The 19,082-nt window shown below is 68.8% G+C and carries 19 protein-coding genes; 9 read left to right on the top strand and 10 right to left on the bottom strand.

Features of this window, described 5'->3' with window-relative positions:
• Positions 1–17: 17 nt before the first annotated feature.
• From ACQHIV_RS18430 to ACQHIV_RS18405, 6 genes are all read right to left on the bottom strand, one after another.
• Entirely contained in the window at positions 18–1,340 is a 1,323-nt protein-coding gene (locus tag ACQHIV_RS18430; RefSeq protein WP_427895918.1) for a hypothetical protein, read from the bottom strand.
• Positions 1,337–2,143 (bottom strand): amidohydrolase family protein, encoded by an 807-nt coding sequence (locus ACQHIV_RS18425; RefSeq protein ID WP_427895917.1) that lies wholly within the window; start codon positions 2,141–2,143, stop codon positions 1,337–1,339. Before ACQHIV_RS18425 ends, ACQHIV_RS18430 begins: the two co-directional genes overlap by 4 nt.
• Positions 2,140–2,889: an amidohydrolase family protein gene (locus ACQHIV_RS18420; protein ID WP_427895916.1), complete on the bottom strand. Its 750-nt coding sequence runs from the start codon at positions 2,887–2,889 to the stop codon at positions 2,140–2,142. Before ACQHIV_RS18420 ends, ACQHIV_RS18425 begins: the two co-directional genes overlap by 4 nt.
• Positions 2,882–4,699, bottom strand: coding sequence for a heparinase II/III family protein (locus tag ACQHIV_RS18415; protein ID WP_427896522.1), 1,818 nt, complete (start codon positions 4,697–4,699; stop codon positions 2,882–2,884). Before ACQHIV_RS18415 ends, ACQHIV_RS18420 begins: the two co-directional genes overlap by 8 nt.
• A gap of 128 nt (positions 4,700–4,827) precedes the next feature.
• Positions 4,828–5,853, bottom strand: coding sequence for a Gfo/Idh/MocA family protein (locus ACQHIV_RS18410; RefSeq protein ID WP_427895914.1), 1,026 nt, complete (start codon positions 5,851–5,853; stop codon positions 4,828–4,830).
• Positions 5,854–5,857: 4 nt separating this feature from the next.
• Positions 5,858–7,147, bottom strand: coding sequence for an ABC transporter substrate-binding protein (locus tag ACQHIV_RS18405; RefSeq protein ID WP_427895912.1), 1,290 nt, complete (start codon positions 7,145–7,147; stop codon positions 5,858–5,860).
• Positions 7,148–7,327: 180 nt separating this feature from the next.
• Here ACQHIV_RS18405 and ACQHIV_RS18400 point away from each other — a divergent pair, with 180 nt between their 5' ends.
• From ACQHIV_RS18400 to ACQHIV_RS18385, 4 genes are read left to right on the top strand one after another with little or no spacing between them, the layout of a single operon-like run.
• Positions 7,328–8,209, top strand: a complete 882-nt coding sequence (locus ACQHIV_RS18400; RefSeq protein WP_427895910.1) for a carbohydrate ABC transporter permease — start codon at positions 7,328–7,330, stop codon at positions 8,207–8,209.
• The gene (locus ACQHIV_RS18395) at positions 8,209–9,021 is read left to right on the top strand and encodes a carbohydrate ABC transporter permease (RefSeq protein WP_427895908.1); all 813 of its coding nucleotides are present in this window, start codon (positions 8,209–8,211) and stop codon (positions 9,019–9,021) included. Before ACQHIV_RS18400 ends, ACQHIV_RS18395 begins: the two co-directional genes overlap by 1 nt.
• A 26-nt stretch (positions 9,022–9,047) precedes the next feature.
• Positions 9,048–10,544: a hypothetical protein gene (locus tag ACQHIV_RS18390; protein ID WP_427895906.1), complete on the top strand. Its 1,497-nt coding sequence runs from the start codon at positions 9,048–9,050 to the stop codon at positions 10,542–10,544.
• On the top strand, positions 10,541–11,311 hold the full coding sequence (locus ACQHIV_RS18385) for a fumarylacetoacetate hydrolase family protein (protein ID WP_427895904.1): 771 nt from the start codon (positions 10,541–10,543) through the stop codon (positions 11,309–11,311). The genes ACQHIV_RS18390 and ACQHIV_RS18385 overlap by 4 nt, the downstream gene beginning before the upstream one ends.
• On the opposite strand, the gene ACQHIV_RS18380 is transcribed toward ACQHIV_RS18385, so the two are convergent.
• Complete coding sequence (locus ACQHIV_RS18380) at positions 11,301–12,152, bottom strand: SDR family oxidoreductase (protein WP_427895902.1); 852 nt, start codon at positions 12,150–12,152, stop codon at positions 11,301–11,303. The two genes, ACQHIV_RS18385 and ACQHIV_RS18380, sit on opposite strands and share 11 nt — an antisense overlap.
• A 122-nt stretch (positions 12,153–12,274) precedes the next feature.
• Here ACQHIV_RS18380 and ACQHIV_RS18375 point away from each other — a divergent pair, with 122 nt between their 5' ends.
• Positions 12,275–13,174, top strand: coding sequence for an AraC family transcriptional regulator (locus ACQHIV_RS18375; protein WP_427895900.1), 900 nt, complete (start codon positions 12,275–12,277; stop codon positions 13,172–13,174).
• Here ACQHIV_RS18375 and ACQHIV_RS18370 read toward each other — a convergent pair.
• Positions 13,161–14,177 carry a helix-turn-helix transcriptional regulator gene (locus ACQHIV_RS18370; RefSeq protein ID WP_427895898.1) on the bottom strand — a complete coding sequence of 339 codons (1,017 nt, stop codon included), beginning with the start codon at positions 14,175–14,177 and terminating at the stop codon, positions 13,161–13,163. The genes ACQHIV_RS18375 and ACQHIV_RS18370 overlap by 14 nt on opposite strands.
• 123 nt (positions 14,178–14,300) lie before the next feature.
• On the opposite strand from ACQHIV_RS18370, the gene ACQHIV_RS18365 reads away from it, so the two are divergent.
• From ACQHIV_RS18365 to ACQHIV_RS18350, 4 genes are all read left to right on the top strand, one after another.
• Entirely contained in the window at positions 14,301–14,729 is a 429-nt protein-coding gene (locus ACQHIV_RS18365) for a cupin domain-containing protein (RefSeq protein WP_427895896.1), read from the top strand.
• A 139-nt stretch (positions 14,730–14,868) separates the two neighbouring features.
• On the top strand, positions 14,869–15,048 hold the full coding sequence (locus tag ACQHIV_RS18360; RefSeq protein WP_427895895.1) for a hypothetical protein: 180 nt from the start codon (positions 14,869–14,871) through the stop codon (positions 15,046–15,048).
• 127 nt (positions 15,049–15,175) lie between these two features.
• Complete coding sequence (locus ACQHIV_RS18355) at positions 15,176–16,717, top strand: alkaline phosphatase D family protein (RefSeq protein ID WP_427895893.1); 1,542 nt, start codon at positions 15,176–15,178, stop codon at positions 16,715–16,717.
• Positions 16,718–16,831: 114 nt separating this feature from the next.
• Positions 16,832–17,977, top strand: coding sequence for a hypothetical protein (locus ACQHIV_RS18350; protein ID WP_427895891.1), 1,146 nt, complete (start codon positions 16,832–16,834; stop codon positions 17,975–17,977).
• Position 17,978: 1 nt separating this feature from the next.
• Here ACQHIV_RS18350 and ACQHIV_RS18345 read toward each other — a convergent pair whose 3' ends face one another.
• Together ACQHIV_RS18345 and ACQHIV_RS18340 are read right to left on the bottom strand one after the other, a co-directional pair.
• The gene (locus tag ACQHIV_RS18345; RefSeq protein WP_427895889.1) at positions 17,979–18,578 is read right to left on the bottom strand and encodes an anti-sigma factor family protein; all 600 of its coding nucleotides are present in this window, start codon (positions 18,576–18,578) and stop codon (positions 17,979–17,981) included.
• On the bottom strand, positions 18,575–19,075 hold the full coding sequence (locus ACQHIV_RS18340; RefSeq protein ID WP_427895887.1) for a sigma-70 family RNA polymerase sigma factor: 501 nt from the start codon (positions 19,073–19,075) through the stop codon (positions 18,575–18,577). The genes ACQHIV_RS18345 and ACQHIV_RS18340 overlap by 4 nt, the downstream gene beginning before the upstream one ends.
• Positions 19,076–19,082 lie beyond the last annotated feature (7 nt).

Here is a 19,082-nt window from a genome sequence, read left to right as displayed (position 1 = left end):
GCGTCCTCCAAGGGCGGTCAGTCGAGCTTTTCGGTCAACAGCCGGAACTGCTGGCGTGGCCGGCCGCCGCCGGTGGACCGTGCCGGTGGCAACGGCCAGGCGAGGCCCGCGTCGACCAGTTCCTTCAACATGCGGCGGCCGGTGCGCTGGGTGACCTGCATGATCGCGGCGACGCTCTCGACGTCCACGACGACCTGCCGGCCGGGCGTTGGGCTCATGGCGGACGCGATCGAGGTAACGATCTCCAGTGCCCGCTGGTCGATCGGTGTGTCATCCGGTGCGGCGTCTGTGGTGGCCGGGCCTGGCTCCAGGTCCAGCCGCTCGCTGCTGCCGTCCAGGTACACGGCCACCTTCCCGCCGGCGGCCACGGACTCCTCCACTGCCATCAGGGCGTTGGCTTCAGCAGCACGAGCGGTCTGACCCGTTCCAGCGCCTACAGCGACAGGTACGCCGAGCTGAGCCGTCAACGCGCCCAAGAACGGCGCAAACGCGAACTGCTCGGTCAAGCGGACCAGGGCGCCGTACGTCGTCGTCACCAGGAACAGGGTGTCCGAGCGACGTGTAACAGACGCTCCCACCTGACGTGCCTCCGACAAGAGCTTCTGGTGCGTCAGCAACGCCAGCTCCTGCTGCCAGTAGTCCCCGGACTCAGCACGCGACGGAATCACCTGTACGGCGATCATCGCCAACTGGTGCGCCCCCATCCGTGTGCCCTGCCCCAGCAGTACGGCGGTCTCCAACGCGTCTCGCACGCTCGAGCGCGTCGGAGCGATCCGCAGTACGGGGACTCCGGCCGCCTGCAGGTCCCGTTCCACCGACAGGATCGTGGTCAGCGCGACCGTGGTGTGCTGCCGCTCGTACTTGTCCCGGTGGAACGCCGCGAAGCCGTCCACGGAGGCGGGGCCCTCGTACGGCACGTCGTACACCTCGGCGGTGTCCAGGCCGATCTCGGCGTACGCCTCCGCGACGTCCGCGAGCGAGAGTGAGTCGATGCTGACCTGGCTGAGGTCGACGTCCTCGATCGTCAGCGACGCCCGCAGCAGGGCGGCGTACAGCGCGGCGCCCGTGAGCGGCAGGTGGGTGGACGGGACGGTCAGCCAGTGGCCGGTGGTCGCCAGGTCGAACGCCCACGGGCCGGGGAACACCGCCGCGTCGATGCGGTCCCGCAGCCGCAGGTAGCGCTCCTCCGCCTCCGACTGGTCGTCGTACCCGCCGGTGAGGAACCGGATGCCGTGGGCGGACCGTTCCGCGACCTCCTGGCCGACCTCCGCCATCGTCTTCACCAGCCGGCGCGGCCCGAACAGGCCGACCGTCACCGCCGGCAGCGTCTCGTCACTCATCCGTCAGCCCCTCGTTCTCCCGGCCCTTCCGGCAGCGGCCGCCACCGGAACAGCTTGCGGGCGTTCCCGCTGAGAACATCTTGACGTTGACCCTCCGTCAGCGGCGCGCACACCACCCGGCCGAGCGACATCCGCTGGTCGATGAACGGGAAGTCCGAGCCGAACAGCACCCGGTCGCCGCCGACCTGGTCGACCATCGAGCGGATCAGCGGACCGGTCATGTGCGAGCCGCACACCTCGAGCAGCAGCGACTCGTACCGGCGTGCCGCCGCGATCGCCTCGTCCACGCCGGGCGGGGTGATCCCGGCATGTCCGAGGACCACCGACGTACCCGGGTAGCGTTCCGCGACCTCCTGGAACAGGGCGGGCGAGTCGTACGGCGACCTGTGCTCGGAGTGCGTGAGTACCGGGCAGCCCGTGTCCTCGGCGAACTTCCAGACCGCGGCGTACCGGGCGCCGGTGACGGGGTAGTGGTGCAGGCTCGGGTGCACCTTGATGCCGACGAACCGCTCGTCCCCGGCGAGCCGCTCGAGTTCGCGCTCCGGGTCCTGCCAGGGGTTGACGACGGCGTACGCCGCGATCCGGTCCGGGTACGCGTCGACCGCGGCGAGGGACTGGGAGTTGCCGAGGTGCGCGTCCTGCTGGATCGCGCGGTTGGCCGCGAGCACGGTGACGTCGGTGCCGGTCAGGTCCATCACCGCCACCATCGTCGCGGCGTCCGGCTCCGGGATGAAGAACAGCGAGTACGGGCCGAGGTGCGCGTGTACGTCGACACTGCGGTACTGCGGCCGGCGGCCGATCACGACCGGTCTCCGAAGAACAGGCGGCGGGCGTTGCCGACGCCGACCTGGCGGACCGTCGCGTCGTCGAGCCCGGACCACGCCAGCCGTACGACGCTTTCCCCGGGGTCGCGGATGCCTAGCCCGGTGGCGAACAGGAGGCGGTCGGCGCGGCCGTTGGTGGCGAGCCACTCGACGCCCTGGTGCGCGGCGAAGTCGACGAGGTCGACGTGAACGTTGGGATGACCATCGAGCGCGGCCCAGAGCTCGCGGAGCTTCCGGTAGCCGAGGGCGGAGATCACGATCGGGAGCCCGGGGTGGCGGGTGGCGATCTTGCCGAGGTCGCCCCAGGACAGCTCGGCCGCGTCGACGCACAACGGGAGGTGGTTCGCCTCGAGGGCTGCGTACAACTCGCCGAGCAGTTCGGGGGAGTAGCCGTGCGACGCGGGGTGAATGCGGAAGGCGGCCACGCCGTCGTCCAGGGCTTGCTGGACCAGCCTGGTCAACGAATCCAGCTCACCGGCTGTTGCGGGTACGGCGGTCCAGCAGGCGAGGACACCACGGTCCGCCAGTTCGTGCGCGACGGTGGACGCTTCCTGGTTCCCGCCGATCGGGTCGTGCAGCCAGGACGCCATCGCGCTGACCAGGGCGCCGGACAACGCGAAGCGTTCGAGATGGGCGGCCACATCCGTCGCCGGCAGCAGGGTCCGAGGATGCCTCCCGATCACCACCCGCGCGTCGAACCACCCGTGCGTCACCGCCTCAGCCATCACGCCCCGCTTCTGCATCCACGGTCCAGGGACCGGCGTACGGGAGGGTGAGGTGTGCCCATTCGCCCTCGACCTCGACGTCCAGGGGGATGCCGTTCAGCCGGAGCCGCCCACGGGACCGAATCCACAGACCACAGCGTCCCGAGCTGTTGACCTCGAACTGCAGATGATGTTCGGTCAGCTTGGCCAGGACGTTGATGTCGTGGCCGGCGCGCAGGAGTCCGGGCAGCTCTCGCACCCGCCAACCGGTTGCCCATGACAACCTTCCGCCGATGGTGCGGGTGCACGTCGACGCACTGAGCCGGTCGACCGTCGCTCCGAAGCGGACCAGCAGTTCGTCGGCGTGCTCCACGGTGACGTCGGGTGGTTCGGGCTGGGCGTGCGGTACCAGGACGGTGGTGAGGTCACCGCCTGGCAGCGCTAGCGAATGCAGTGGGCCGTAGTCGGCCGACCGAGTCTCCAACACCGGTCGGCGAGCAGTCCCCACCGTTTGTTCGCCGCTGGTTGTGGTGAGGAGGAGCATGTTGGCGGTGTTGTAGACGCCTGGTCGTAGTTCTTGCCATGGGTGCAGCGCATGCCAGTAGGTGCGGCACTGCGTGGCCTCCGTCTCGTCCAGCACGACGAAGTACGCCGGTTCTTCGCGGACCATGACGATCTTCCGCGACTGGGAGACCCCGTAGCCGCGGTGCCGCCCGGAGAAGACGGCAACCGGTCCTGTGTCGACCAACGGGTCGACCTCCACGTGACGGTCCGTGGACAGTTCCTGGTCGCCCACCACCACCGTGTTGTGCCCGACCCCCGACTGGTACCAGGTCAGGTACGACGGATCGTCGTAGCTCGGCGGACCACCTGCCTCCCACAGCAGCGGCTGCTGCCACCCGTCCATCACCAGATCCAGCACGGCACGGTGCGAGTGGGACTCCAGCTCATGCTCGATGTGCGGCCCGTGGTTGATGACGGCCCGCACGTCCGCACCCCGCAGGATCGTGTAACCCGACTCAGGGAGCACCGTCGACGGTGGCAGCTCACCAGCCACGGGGAAGCCCCCGCGCTCGAACGACTCGGCCGGCCACTCGATCCCGCTGTCCTGCAGATGCGGCATCCACCCGCCGGACGACACCAGCTCGCGCATCCACCGGTGCATGGCAGCAAACCTTGGATGCGCGGCAACAGCCGGGTCGATCCGGGCAGCGGTCTGCAGCGCGGTCAGAACCATCCGGTGATACCCAGGCGACCGCTCGTAGTGCCCGCCGTCCGGATACACATCCAGCAGCAGATGCTCCGAGATCCGCTCCCGCGCACGCGAGGCCCAGTCCCCGGACTCCACCAAACTCGGAAGGACGGCGCTGATGTGCAGCAGTTCGGTAGCGCACACCAACTGCCAGTTCCCATGCCGGAACACGTCATGCTCGTCGTACGCCCACCGCGCACCACCTACAAGCGTCGCGACCAGCCGTCCCCAGACGCGGTCCGAGAGCGGTGAATCGGTCAGCACCTCAAGAGTCGGCAACAGGCTCCGACAACGAGCCCAGGTGCCCAGCGAGTACCAGATAGGGTCCAGCCCCGGCCACTCGCCGACCACGGAGTCGCGTTGGGACACCCAGTCGTCCAAATGCTGCTCAAACGCTTGCAGATAGCGAAGATCGTCCGTCAGCTTCCAAGCCTGCACCCCGGGCAGCAGCCAGCCCAGGTAGTGGAAGCCGTAGAGCTGTGAGCGCCCAAGACCGCTTCCCGTGACATCAATGCCGTCCAATAGCCGAGCAGCAGCCGTCTCATCAGTACTTGAGAGAGGCCACGCGGGCGGCCGCATCTCCGCAGCCACAAATGACCGCAGCCCGGCGAGATCGGCGGCCGGTGAACCAAAGGCCTTCAGCAGGTCGTCGGTCGAGATCCGGCTGATCCGTCCGTCGATGTGCCGGGGCTTCTCGGGACCCGGGTTCACGAGACCTCGACCGGCTGCCGCGTCTCGATCGACCGGTGCGCGGCCTCGAGTACGGCGGTCACGTCGCGGCTGCTCTCGATCGTGATCAGCGGCTGCCGTCCGGTCCGGCAGCAGTCGACCCAGTGCGCGATCGCGTCGGCGTACGCACCGGAGGGGATTCCGTGCATCACCCGCTGCAGCATGTTCCGCGGATACGTGTACTTGTCCGCCCGCGCCAGGACGACGCTCTCCTTCTGCCGGTCGAGCTGTACGACGCCGTCGTCCGCGATCACCGAGACGTACGAGTCCACCGTGGTCGGGAACGTGTTCGGGTAGATCCACGCCGACTCGAACGTCGCCACCGCGCCGCGCGAGTACTCCGCCTGGATCTGGATCGCGTCCGGCGTGTCGATCCCGAGCGACCGCAGCTTGCCCCAGCGCGCCGTCGCGTACACCCGTCGTACCTGGTCGCGCAGCAACCACGACACCAAATCTATGTCGTGGCTGGACAGGAACCACGCGCACGTGGTCCGGTCCGCCCAGGACAGCATCTCGGTCGGCACGAAGATCGTGTCGTCCTTGCGCGCGTACGCGACCGCGCCCTCGCCGAGGTCCGCGAGCAACTCGTAGGCCTGCGCGTACGCCGGCACCCAGCGGTGGTTGAACAGGCACATCGCGACCACGTCGTTCGCCCGGATCGCCGCCACCGCGGCGTCCGCCTCCGCGACCGACGTGGTCAGCGGCTTCTCGACCAGGATGTGCTTCCCGGCCGACGCCGCCCGCACCATCATCTCGCCGTGTACGTCGTCCGGCGTGGTCAGTACGACGGCGTCGACCGAGTCGCTCGCGAGCAGCGCCGCGAGATCGGGGTACACCTGCGGCCGGGTGCCGCGGCCGGCGATCTCGTCGGCCAGCCGCTCCGCCGACGCCGCCGAACGGCTGGTGACCGCGGTGATCACGGCATCCGGCCGGGCGGACAACGACAACGCGTTGCCCCGCCCCATGATGCCGGCGCCGACGATCCCGATCCGTAGGGTGTCCATCAAGTCACTTGCCCTTCGCCAGTGTGTCGTTCCAGGCCTTCTCGGCGGCGTCCAGTGCCTGCTGAGCGGTCTTCGTCCCGGACATGTACGCCCGGACCTGGTCGTCGAACAGCTGCCGCAGCTGCTCGTCGTTCCCGGAACCCATCGACGCGTCCACGCTCTGCTTGAAGGTGTCGAGCAGGATCTTCCGGGCCTGGTCGGCAGGCGTCGTCCCGGTGATGTCGGTGAAGAACGGATCTTCGAGCGCCTTCACCGAGGACGGGTAGATCGGCACCAGCTTGCAGAGCGCGAGCTGCTGCTCGGGCGCCGCGACGTACTTGAGCCACGCGGCCGCAGCCGCCTGATGGCTGGACTTCGCCGGGATCCCCATCACCTGCTGGCCGGGCATGTAGAACTTGCCGTCGGCACCGGTCACCGGCGGGCCGACGACGATCGAGGAGTAGACCGCGGGCGCGTTCTTCTGCACGTTCAGCAGCGAGCTGGACACCGCGGCCGGGTTGAACGCGATCAGCTTGTTCTCCAGCGACTGCGGCAGGTCCCGCTGGTTCTCGCCGAGGCTGCCGGGGGCGATCGCGCCCGAGTCGAACAGCTTCTTGAACTTCTCCAGCAACGCCAGCGTCTCCGGCGTGTTGAACGCGGCCGTCTTGCCGTCGTCGGACAGCAGCTTCACCCCGTCGGCCTGCACCACGCTCGAGTACGCCATGAAGTTCGTGGCCGACTTCCCGGTCGCGTCGTGGTACTTCGTGGCCAGCGTGAGCGCCTCGTCGTACGTCGCCGGCGGCTTCGCCGGGTCGAACCCGGCCTTGGACAGCAGATCCTTGTTGTAGAACGACAGCGACGTACCGCCGTTGTACCAGGGGATCGCGATCCGCTTGCCGTCGACAACCAACGGGTCGGAGAGGTTCGGCAGGTACGCCGCCACGTCCTCCTTGCTGAACAGCGAGTTCAGGTCGGCCATCGAGGAGCCGAACAACCCGGTGGTCGCGGAGGTGAAGTTGACGACGTCCGGGACCTTGCCGCTGGCCAGCGCGGCGAGCAGCTTCGTGGTGATGTCCTGCCCCGGCACGTCCACCCACTTGATGTGCACGTCCGGGTGGTCCTTCTGGTACGCGTCGATCCACTTCTGGATGTCCGGTCCGTAGTTCTTCTGCAGGTTGATCGTCCACCACTCGACGTCACCGGAGTACGCGTCGCCGGACTGCTTCTGGTCGCCGCCGCCGGCCGGACTGCCGGAGACACAGCCGGCCAGTGCGAGTACCAGGGTGGCGACGAGTGCGAGTCGGAGTCGGGCCATCATTGGCTCCTCAGAACGGAATGTCCTAAACCTGACTTACAGACATCAGAGTGTTCGCCATCAGCTCGCCAGAGTCAACGGAAGAAGCCTGAAATTTTCTGGAGTTAGCGCTTCCAAGCGGCCTAAGTCGTGCGCTACGGTTCCGGTCTGAAAGCCAGGTTTCAGACACAAGGAGCATGTATGCCGGGTCTGAAGGGCCGCGTCGTCGGTCAGCACTGGTACACGCCGTACGTGTTCATGCTGCCCGGGCTGCTGTGCTACGCCGCGATGTTCGCCTGGCCGGCGGTGATCGCGATCCAGTTGGCGTTCTCGGACTACGACATCGTGCATCCGGTGCGGTTCTCCGGCCTGGACAACTTCGTCCACCTGGTGCACGACCCGCGGGTCTGGATCGCGCTGCGGAACTCGCTGCTGTTCGTGCTGATGTTCCTGCCGCTGACCGTGGTCGCGCCGCTGTTCCTGGCGATGCTGGTGAACCTGAAGCTGCGCGCGATCCAGGCGTTCCGGATGCTCTACTACCTGCCGGTGATCACGTCGATGGTCGCGGTGGCGGTCGCCTGGCGGTACGTCTTCAACCGCGAGGGCGTCGTGAACTGGCTGCTCGGTCTGTTCGGCGCCGGCCCGACGGACTTCCTGCTCGACCGGCACTGGGCGCTGCCGACCGTGGTTCTGCTGGAGGCGTGGAAGAACGCCGGCCTGTTCATGATGATCTACCTGGCCGGACTCCAGGCGGTACCGTCCGACCAGGTCGAGGCCGCGACGATCGACGGCGCGGGGGCGTGGCAGCGGCTGCTGTACGTCGTCGTACCGGCGCTGCGGCCGACGTTCGCGGTGACGCTCGTACTCAGCATGCTCGAGGCGATGCGCGCGTTCGAGTCCGTGTACGTGCTGACCCGTGGCGGTCCGCTCGACGCCACGCTGACGCTCGGCTACTACATCTGGTCGAAGGCCTTCCAGGACTACGACATGGGCTATGCGAGCGCGGTCGGCCTGCTGTTATGGGCGATCATGATCGTCCTCGCCGGATTCAACCTGCTGGTGACCCGGCGGAGGGACGTCTGATGAGCCGTCGGATTGCTTGGTACGTCCTGCTCGTCGCGGTCGCGGCGTTGTTCGTCGGCCCGTTCCTGATCCTGCTCAGCGCTGCCACGAAACCGGCCAGTCAGGACGTGTTCGGCTTCCCGCCGGACCTGATCCCGCGGCCGCCCGTCGGCACCTGGTTCCGCGAGGCCTGGACGACGATCCCGTACGCGCGGTTCCTGCTGAACTCGGTGATCTACGTCGGTATCACGGTCCCGGTGTACCTCGTGGTGTCGGCGCTGACGGCGTACCCGCTGGCCAGGATAGCGTTCCGCGGCCGCGGGGTGTTCTTCCTGCTGTTCCTGTCGATCATGTTCCTGCCCGGCGAGCTGATGCTGATCCCGCGGTTCCTGGTGATGAGCCAGCTCGGGCTGACCGACACGTTCGCGTCGGTGATCCTGCCCGCGATCCTGTCCTCGCTCGGGATCTTCCTGCTCCGGCAGGCGTTCGCGCAGATCCCGGACGAGGTCGTCGAGGCCGCCCGGGTGGACGGTGCGAACGAGTTCCAGATCTTCTGGCGGATCTGCGTGCCGATCGTCGGCCCGACCCACGCCGTGCTCGCGATCCTCGGATTCGTCTCGGTGTGGAACAGCTTCATCTGGCCGCTGGTCGTGCTGACCAGCCAGTCCAAGTTCCCGATCGCGCTCGGGATCGCCTACCTCAGCGGCGTCGCCGGTACCGATGTCCGGGGGCTCGCGGCCGGCACGGTGATCTCGCTGGTACCTGTCATCGCTGTCTTCCTCCTGCTGCAGAAACGCATCCTCAACAGCATGGGCGGTGCCGTCAAAGGCTGATCCGCCCCGACCTTTGTGAGGCTTTCATGCAACCCTCCCGCCGCACCTTCGTCCTCGGCGCCACCGCGGGCGGCATCGCCGCCTGGGCAGGCCTTCCGTCGATCGCATCCGCCGACCCACTCGTCTACGACTCGCCGCAGGCCTTCGACGTCGCGCAGGCCGGCTACCTCGCCTCGAACCCGCAGGACAATGAGGCCGGCGTGTACGCCTGGGGTGAGTCCTACTTCGGGCTCAGCCTGCTCCGGATGTACGAGGCCTACCAGGACGAGCGCTACCTACGCACGTTCGAGGACCGGGCCCGGCTCCTGATGCGGACCACGGACCATGCCCGCCACGTCGTCGACTACGCGGGCCGCTCGGGCAAGGTCTGGCGTACGGCGGGCAACTACACCGCAGGTCACGCCGTACTGCCCGACGGCACCGGCAAGCCCGCGGTCCAGCTGCGCTGGGCGGGCACCCGGTCGGCCGAGTCGACCGCCGAGGTGTCGAACGTTGCCGGCAGCACCTTCACCCTCGTCCTCCGCAACCCGGGCACCACCTCGGTCGTGACACTGCGGAACGTCGACCTCGACCCGGCGTCCCCGGCGTACGTCGTGACCGCGGTGAACAACGCCTACAACGCCGGGCTGCGCTGGACGGCGGCCGATCTCCGGGACACCCCGGCCGCGGCGCCCGCACCGGCGGCGGGCACGATCACCTTCCAGTCGCAGTACTACGTCTTCGCCGTGCACACCGGGATGATCGCGTTCCCGCTGGCCCGGTACGCGCGGATGGTGCTGCAGTCGTCCAAGCTCAGGTCACGCCAGAAGTTCGCGAGAGAGGTTCTCGGTGCGGCGGTCCAGGCTGTCGCGTTCCACGACCCGGAGTGGGACGGGAACGGGAACTACCTGTGGCCGAAGGGCGCGCCGATCCCGTTCGACGGCACGATCCAGCCGTACAACCAGAGCCAGGCGCTCGGCCAGGTGATGATCGAGTTGTACCGCGTGATGAAGAAGCCGGAGTACAAGACGCGGGTCCAGCAGTTGCTGACGTCGTACCAGCCCGCGCTGCGGTCCGTCGACGGCGCCTACGTGTGGACGTACTGGCCGCCGTACAGCCAGTTGTACGCCGGCTACCCGAAGACCGCGGGCATCTCCGAGTACACGCCGTCGTACCCGGCGTCCACGCAGGTCGAGGACCTGAGCCACGCGGCGATCAGTACCGAGTTCGTGCACGCGGCGTACGACGCGGGCATCGACGGCGGGCCGGCGACGGACGTGGGGGCGTTCGCGAAAACCTTTACGCAGAAGCTGATCCGGTCCGCGAACGAGGTCTGGTTCCGCCTCGACGGGACCGGGGACGCCGTACCGGCCAACGCGGTGCAGTGCGCGCGCTGGGGCGAGTACGCCGAGCAGGACCTGCTGATCTACCAGCAGTCGCTGCGCGTGTACGACGCGGTGCAACTGCAACCCGTGCAAGGCTCGCACGCGTTGGGCATCGCGTACCTGAACTGGGCGAAGAACTCTGGATGGAGGAACAAGTGAGACAGCTCCGGATCCACACTCCGGACGGCCTGCGCGACGCAGTCCTCGACGACGACGGCAGAGTGCAACTGCCGGACGGTGCCACCGTGGACCTCGCAGACGTGCGGCTGGCGGCGCCGCTCGACCCGGGGAAGATCGTGTGTGTCGGCCTCAACTACGCCGACCACGCGGCCGAGGGCGGGCAGGCAGCCCCGGCCGAGCCGATCCTGTTCCTGAAGGTGCCCGACACCGTGGTCGGCCCGTACGACGACATCGTGATCCCGCGGGGGAGCGAGAAGACGGACTGGGAGGTCGAGCTCGGCGTCGTGATCGGGCGTACGGCGGCGTACCTCGACTCCGTGGCGGAGGCGCTCGCGCACGTCGCCGGGTACGTGCTGGTGAACGACGTGTCCGAGCGGCACTTCCAGCTCGAGCGCGGCGGTCAGTGGGACAAGGGCAAGAACTGCCCGACGTTCTGCCCGCTCGGCCCGTGGATCCTGACCGCCGACGAGGTCCCCGACCCGCAGGCGATCAAGCTCGGGCTCGACGTCAACGGCGAGCCGTTGCAGGACAGCTCCACCGCCGAGATGATCTTCGGTGTCGGGTACCTCGTGCACTACATCTCCCAGTTCATGACCCTGTACCCGGGTGACGTGATCAGCACCGGTACGCCGGCCGGCGTCGGCGCGGGCCAGAAGCCGCCGCGGTACCTGAAGGCAGGCGACGAGCTCCGGACCTGGGCCGACGGGCTGGGAGAGCAGCGGAACAGGCTGGTCGCTAGCTCTTGAGCGCGGCGGCGATCGAGTCGGCGACCGGCGTCGTCGGGCGACCGATCAGCCCGGCGAGATCGCTGCCGCGGGAGCCCAGCAGGCCGCGGACGACCGCGCCGTCGATGTCGAGCAGCACCCCGACGTACGGCGCGGGGACGCCGGCCGCCGTCAGCGCCCGGGCGTGCTCTTCGGACGGTACGTTGCGGTAGGCAACGTCCTTGCCGGACTGCCGCGCGACCTCGGCGGCGTACTCCGCCATCGTCCAGGACACGTCGCCGTTCAGCTCGTACGCCTTCTTCTCGTGGCCGTCACCGGTCAGTACGACGGCCGCGGCGGCCGCGTAGTCGCGCCGGGCCGCCGAGGCGATCCGCCCGTCGCCGGCGCTGCCGATGATGCCGTGCGCGAGCTGTCCGGCGATCTGGTCGGTGTAGACCTCGTTGTACCAGCCGTTGCGCAGGAAGGTGTACGGCAGTCCCGAGTCGAGGACGGCCTGCTCGGTCGCGAGATGGTCGGCGGCCAGCTCGAAGTCGGCCTCCTGCCCGCCGAGGACGCTGGTGTAGGCGATGCGGGCGACCCCGGCGTCCTTCGCGGCGGCGATCACCATGCGGTGCTGGTCGCGGCGGTTCGGGTCCATGCCCGAGATCAGCAGCACCGTGTCGCCCGCCCCGAACGCCTTCGCGAAGGCCTCGGGGTCGTTGTAGTCGGCGATCCGCACCTCGACGCCGCGCTCGGCGATCGGGGCGGCCTTCTCCGCGTTCCGCGCGACCGCGACGACCTCTGCGGCGGGGACCCGTCGCAGCAGCTCGTCGATGACGAGAGTGCCCAGGTGGCCGGTTGCTGCGGTGACGACGATGCTCATATCGGTGTTCCCTCTCAGTTGATGTCTGTCACCGACAGTAGACGCGGGCTGCGAGCGGATCTATGTCCATCAGGCGCTGGTTTATGTCCGATCGTCTTGATCACGGCGCGTATGATGCAGGTATGGATGTGCTCGCCGATGTCGTCTCCGCGATGAAGACCGGTCCCGCGACCTCAGGGCGGACGGTCGTCCGGGGTCCGTGGGGCCTCGGCTTCGCGCACTCGTCCGGCGCCACCTTCCACCTCGTGCTGCAGGGTACGGCGTGGTTGCTGCCGCCGGACGGTTCACCGATTCCGCTGGGTCCCGGGGACGCGGTGCTGCTGCCGCGCGGCCTGGACCACGCGCTCGTCGACCACCCGGACTCGCCGGTCGTCCCGTTCGACCCGTCGGTCGAGGAGCCGCCCCAGGGGGACGGTGCGCGGGCGTTGCTGCTCTGTGGGACGTACCGGCTGGACCGCGAGCGCCCGCACCCGGTGCTGACCCGGCTGCCGGACGTTGCCGTCGTACCGGCGGACCCCGGGCGGCACCGAACGTTGCATACGGCAATCAGCATCCTGGGGGAGGAGCTCGACGCGCAGCGGCCCGGGGCGGCGGCCGTCGTACCGGCGCTGGTGGACGCACTGCTCGTGCTGATCCTGCGGGCCTGGATGGAGGACCACGACTGCCCGACGGACCGCGGCTGGGCGCGGGCGCTGACGGATCCGGCTGTCGTCCAGGCGCTGGAGCTGATCCACGAGAAGCCCGGTGCCGCGTGGACGGTGGCGGAGCTGGCGTCGGACGTCGGGCTGTCGCGGGCGGCGTTCGCGCGCCGGTTCACCGAGGCGGTGGGGGAGCCGCCGCTGACGTACCTGTCGCGCTGGCGGATGACGACCGCGGCGCGGCTGCTGCGCGACCACGACCAGCCGCTCGCCACGGTGGCGAAACAGATCGGGTACACGTCGGAGTTCGCGTTCGCGAAGGCGTTCAAGCGCGACTTCGGCGTACCGCCGGGGACCTATCGCAAGCAGCTCACTCCGGCCTGAGGGTCGCGACCAGTTCGCCGCGACTGCGGACGCCGACCTTCGCGAACGCCGCCTTCAGGTGGTCCTGGATGGTGTGCGGCGAGATCGCCAGCCGGTCGGCGATCGCGGCGGTGCTGTGCCCGGCGATCACCTCCAGGCAGATCTCCCGCTCCCGGGTGGTCAGCCCGTACGCCGCGAGCAGCATCCCGAGCAGGTGCCGCCCGGACGCGGGCTCGATCGTCACCACGACTTCCTCGTCGTCGCCGATCAATCGGCTGCCCTGCATGAGGATCCAGCCGCCGGACGGCGTTTGCAGCCGCGCCTGGAACGTGCCGGACGGCGCCGCCCTGGTCCCGGTCACGACGGCCTTCAGCAGTACGTCGAACCGCTGCCCGAGCTCGTCCTGCCAGGTCTGCGCGGCGGCCGTGATCGCCCGCGGCGTACCAGTAGGTCCGGTGACGACGATCGACGGCCCGACCCCGCCGCGGTACCCGTGCGCGTCCGTCCGGACGGCGACCCGGGTCGCCGCGCCGACCACCGGCGCCACCGAGCCGAGGAACTCCAGTTCCCGGTCGCTGAAGTCTGGCCCGCTGCGGACGAACCCGGCCGCGCCCCAGCAGTCCCCGTCGACCACGAACGTGGTCCGCACCTCGTGCTCGATCCCGAGCGGCCGCCACACCTCGTTCAGCCGCCGGTGCCCGACCACCTCGCGGTGCGGCAGGTCCGACAGCCGCGCGACCGGGTGCGACGTACGGGCCAGCTCGGCGAACGAGTTCGGCACGGTGCCGGCGTACTCCGTCTCCGCCAGCCGTGGCTCGTACTCCACCGGGATGCGGGCCGCGCCGCTGGTCATCGAGCTGATCACCAGCGTGGCCGGGTCGATGCCCGCCCAGCAGGTCAGCTCGCTGCCGACGATCCGTTCGACCACCTCGATCGCGGCCGCGTGCAGTTCGGCGACGCCCATCCCCGCCGTCGCCAGTGCCGCGATGTCCCGGCGCGCGGCCCGCGCCCGGCCCTCCCACATGGGCTCAGTATGCGCCGCCGGACCGTTGCCGCCTATCCCGTAAATGTGGGGATCTCGGTCTGTTGTGAGGGCCTGTTCGCAGGGGATGGGCGGCCGCCGCGGCGCCTCCTAGCTTGAGGTTTCATGAGCGAGACAGTGCATCTCAGTAGCGCGGGCACCGGCGTCGAGTACGCCGCCCCGGACGCGACCGTGACCGTGAAGATCGGCACCGAACACACCGCCGGTCAGTACGAGGTGTTCGAGATCGACGCGCCCCGCGCCGACGCGGCGCCGCCGCACCGGGAGGCGTGGAGCAAGGCGTTCTACGTCCTGCAGGGCAGGATCCTCGTCCAGGCTGACGATCAGGGCTACGACCTCGGCCCCGGCGCCTCGATCAGCATCCCGGCCGGGACGCTGAACACGTTCTCGGTGCTGACGCCGACGGCCAAGTTCCTGACCATCAGCCAGACCGGGCGGATGGGCGCGTTCTTCGCGGAGCTGGCCGGCGCCGACCCGACCGACTACGCGGCGCTCGGGCAGGTCGCGGCGCGCCACGGGGTCGAACTTCGATGAGTACGGCGGCGCAGGTGCTCGCGTCCGTCATCGCCGTGCTGCTCGCTCGCAACCTATCCACTACCTCCTGCAACCTGGCCAACTAGCAACTACCACCTGACCAGCTAACTTCTACAACCTCACGACAGCCATCGCGCTGGTGCTCGGCGTCGTACTCGCGCGGTCGGGACAGGTTCCGCAGGGCGAGGCGCTGGTCGCGTTCACGGCCGGGCAGCACGTGTTCCTCGCGCTGGTCCTGCTGGCGACCGAACGCCGGCTCTGGCTGAACACGCTGCTCGAGGGAGTGCCTGCTCTGGTATTGCTCATCCTCGTCCTGTAGGAAAGTTACCGGTTTTGCGCAATCATGGGCACGAATGCACCGCACACACTCAAGGTTCCCGAATGGTCACCGAACGTTCGACCTCCGCGGGGACCCACCGCCCTGAGTATTCGTGAAGGTGAGGCTCATGAGCCCGATCAGTCGCAGGACCCTTGTTCTCGGCGGACTCGCCGCGGCCGGTGCCGGCGTACTTCCAGCCGCTGCCCAGTCGTCGGTGATCACCGCCACCGCCGCCGTCCCGTATCCGTTCCAGCTCGGCATCGCGTCCGGCGAGCCCGACGCGAACAGCGTCGTCCTGTGGACCCGCCTGGCCCCGTCGCCGACCAACGCCGACGGCCAGGGCGGGATGGCGAACGCCGACGTCGCCGTCGACTGGCAGGTGTCGACGACCGACACGTTCGCCACCCTCGTCGCCGCCGGCACCGTCACCGCGCAGTACGCCGCCTCGCACGCCGTGCACGTGATCGCCGGCGGCCTCGCGCCGGACTCCGACTACTTCTACCGGTTCCGCGCGCAGGGCCACATCTCGCCGGTCGGCCGGACCCGCACCACGCCCGCCGTCGGCGCCGTCGGCCGCGACCTGCTGATGGCGTTCACGTCCTGCTCGCACTACGAGGAGGGCTACTTCACCGTGTACCGCCGGATGGCCGAGGAGAACCCGGGCGTCATCCTGCACCTCGGCGACTACATCTACGAGTACGGCGCGACCGCCGGCCGGACCCGGCTGCACCTCGGCAGCGAGATCGTGTCGCTCGCGGACTACCGTCGCCGGTACGCGCAGTACAAGACCGACCCGGACCTGCAGGCGGCACACGCCGCCGCGCCGTGGATCGTCGTACCGGACGACCACGAGGTGGAGAACAACTACGCGGGGACGATCCGCGAGAACAACACGCCTGCGCTGACCGCGGCGCAGTGGACCGCACGGCGCTCCGCTGCGTACCAGGCGTACTACGAGAACATGCCGTTGCGGCCTGCGCAGGTGAACAGCGGCAACAGCATCCAGCTGTACCGGCGGCTGCGCTGGGGGAGCCTGGCGACGTTCCACATGCTCGACACGCGCCAGTACCGCAACGACCAGGCCTGTGGCGACGGCTGGAAGGTGTGCTCGGACGCGGACCTCGCATCGCGCAGTCTGCCCGGTAACGCCCAGGAGAGCTGGCTGCTGGACGGTCTGGGGCAGCATCTGGGGACCTGGGACATCATCGGGCAGCAGGTGTTCTTCGCGCGCCGGTTCAACTCGACCGGGGCGAGCATGGACTCGTGGGACGGGTACCGGGCGTCGCGGGCGCGCATCCAGCAGGGCTGGGTGGACCGGTCCGTCCGCAACCCCGTCGTACTGACCGGGGACGTGCACCGGGCCTGGGCGAGCGATCTCAAGGCCGACTACAACACCGCGAGCTCTGCGACGATCGGCACGGAGCTGGTGACCAGCTCTGTGACCTCCAGCGGTGACGGGGACGGGTCCACCACGGTGCCTGATGTGGGTACGAATCCGTGGCTGAAGTTCTACAACAACCGCCGTGGGTACGTGCGGGCGACGGTCAGCCCGACGGAGCTGCGGGCCGATTTCCGCAACGTGGCAAAGGTTTCCGAGCACGGCGCCGCTGCCGCGACCGTGAAGTCGTTCGTGGTCCAAGAGGGCCACCCCGGCCTGCAGGCGGTGTGACGTCTCATGAGAAAGAGTCTTGTTAGTGCTGTGCTCGTGGTTGCTGGGCTGGTTTGCACGACGGCTACTGCGTCTGCGCATCTTGCTGCACCTACGTGGACAACAGCCAACAGTGTGTCGACCGGTGACCAGGACAACGCCTCCGTGGCGATCAACAAGAACGGGTACGTCGCCGTGGTCTGGGAGGACGACCGCGACACTGACAACGCGACGGACAACGTCCACAGCGAGATCTACCTGCGTCTGTTCCGCAACGGCACGGCTGTGTACGAGAAGAAGCTGTCCGCGGGCGGCGACACCGGCGTGACGAACTGGCGGCACCTGCACCCGGACGTCGGCCTGGACGACAACGGCAACGCCGTGGTGGTCTGGCAGGACGACCCGGACGGAAACGGGTACTACAACATCCCGTACCGCGTCGTGAACACAGCAGGGACCGTCACGGCGTCCGGCAACGCCAACAGCAGCGCCACTGGTCAGCAGATCAGCCCCCGTGTCGCTGTAGACCCCGACGGCGCACCCGCTGGTGCCGCGGTCGCGTTCACCGTGGTCTGGGAGGACATCCAGACCGGCGCACAGGCCACCGTGAAAGCTGCTGGCTTCACAGGGCCATCTACCCGCGCCTGGGAGGTGTCGGCCTCAGCAACGACCGGCCAGCACCACAACCCGGACGTAGCCGTGTCCGCATCGGGGGACGCCGTAGTCGTGTGGGACGACGACGCCGACGGCAACGGCTACTACCAGATCGGCCTGATCCGGCTGGCTCGTACGAACGGTGCAGCAACGCTGTCACGCCGTTCCGCAAACGCCTCCGGAGGTGGTCAGCAGACGCACGCCTCGGTCGCCGCCGACTTCAACGGCGACTTCGCCGTCGCCTGGGAGTCCGACCACACCGGTACGCCGGGCGTCTGGACCCGCTCGTTCACACCGGCCGGTACGGCGCGCTACGCCGACACGGAGGTCGCCGCCGGCGGCACGGCTCCGTCGATCGGCATCGACGACCAGGCGCAGTCCGTGGTCGGCTGGACGGTCCAAGGCGCCGACCCTGACGTCTGGGTCCGCGGCTTCGGCACCGATGGCACCGACATCGGCCGCTTGTCCGCTCAGAAGCTCAGCTCGGTCACGACGGGCCGGCAGGAGCAGATGGCGGTCGCGGTCTCGCCGTACGCCGAAGTGGCCGTCGCCTACACGGACGACAACGACGGCAACACCTATGACCAGGTCATGCTGGGCACGGGCATCTCCAACAACAGTTGGTGAATCAGTGCGTCGTCGGGGACACCGTGGTGAGTACGGTGTCCCCGGTGTCGACCACGTCGAGGCGGGTGATGTCCTGCAGGGGGATCGACGTACTGGCTGGGACGTTGGCCTGGTAGCTCCGGTTGGCTGCCCACCAGCCCGCTATCTGGGTGCTCCCGTCGCGGCCGTGGACGACCAGCATGCAGTGCTCGTACGGCTTAAGGTCGGTCATCCGAAGCTGGATGTCCGTACCCCAGTTGCGGCTGACCAGCTTGGCCGTGGTGTCGATCCCACCGACGCCGTTCGTTGCGGTCCACGTTGCCGAGGCCGGTGCACTTACCAAGGCCCAGCTGACAAGTCCAGTCACCGTGGCGCCCGCTGCGGCTCCCAGCATCCACCATGGCCGCTTCTTGGTGAGCTGGAGCGGCGCAGGCTCCGGCTGGTCGATCTCGATGTCTTCCACGGGTACTGCATGCAGCAGACCCGGCAGGTGCGCGAACTGCAGCAACGTCTCGCGGCACGCCGTACACGTCACCAGGTGCTCCTCGACCGCGTGCCGTTCCGACGCCTCGAGCGCACCGAGCACGTAGGCGCCGATCGACGTCGTCTCAGGGCACGTCATGAGCCGGTCACTCCTCGTTCCTCCAGCGCTGCGCGGAGGGCGTGCAGCGCGTAGTAGCTGCGCGACTTCACCGTCCCCGGCGGTACGCCGAGGACGGCAGCCGCCTCGTTGACGGTGCGCCGCCGGTAGAACAGCTCGACGATCACCTGCCGGTGGTCCTTGCTGAGCCCCCGCAGTACGTCGATCACCTGCCAGACCTGCAGTACCCGGTCGATGTCGTCGCCGAGCGCCGGGAACTCACGGTCGTCGATCGGCACCTCCGTCACCCGGGCGCCCTGCTTGCGGCGGCCGGAGATCACCAGGTTCCGGGCGACCGTGAACAGCCAGCGGCCGGCCCGGTCCGGGTCCAGCTCGGCGGCGTGCGCCCAAGCGCGGGTCATCGTCTCCTGCACGATGTCCTCGGCGTACTGGCGGTCGCCCACCGAGCGCAGCACGTACCCGAACAGCGGCCGCCGGTACCTGTCGTACAGCGCGCGGATCACCGTGTCGTCATCCACACCCTCG

The organism is Kribbella polygonati (genome assembly GCF_050320105.1).
Classification (GTDB): domain Bacteria; phylum Actinomycetota; class Actinomycetes; order Propionibacteriales; family Kribbellaceae; genus Kribbella.
Note: the sequence above shows the minus strand (reverse complement) of the source record. Positions and strands in the feature narration are given on the sequence as shown.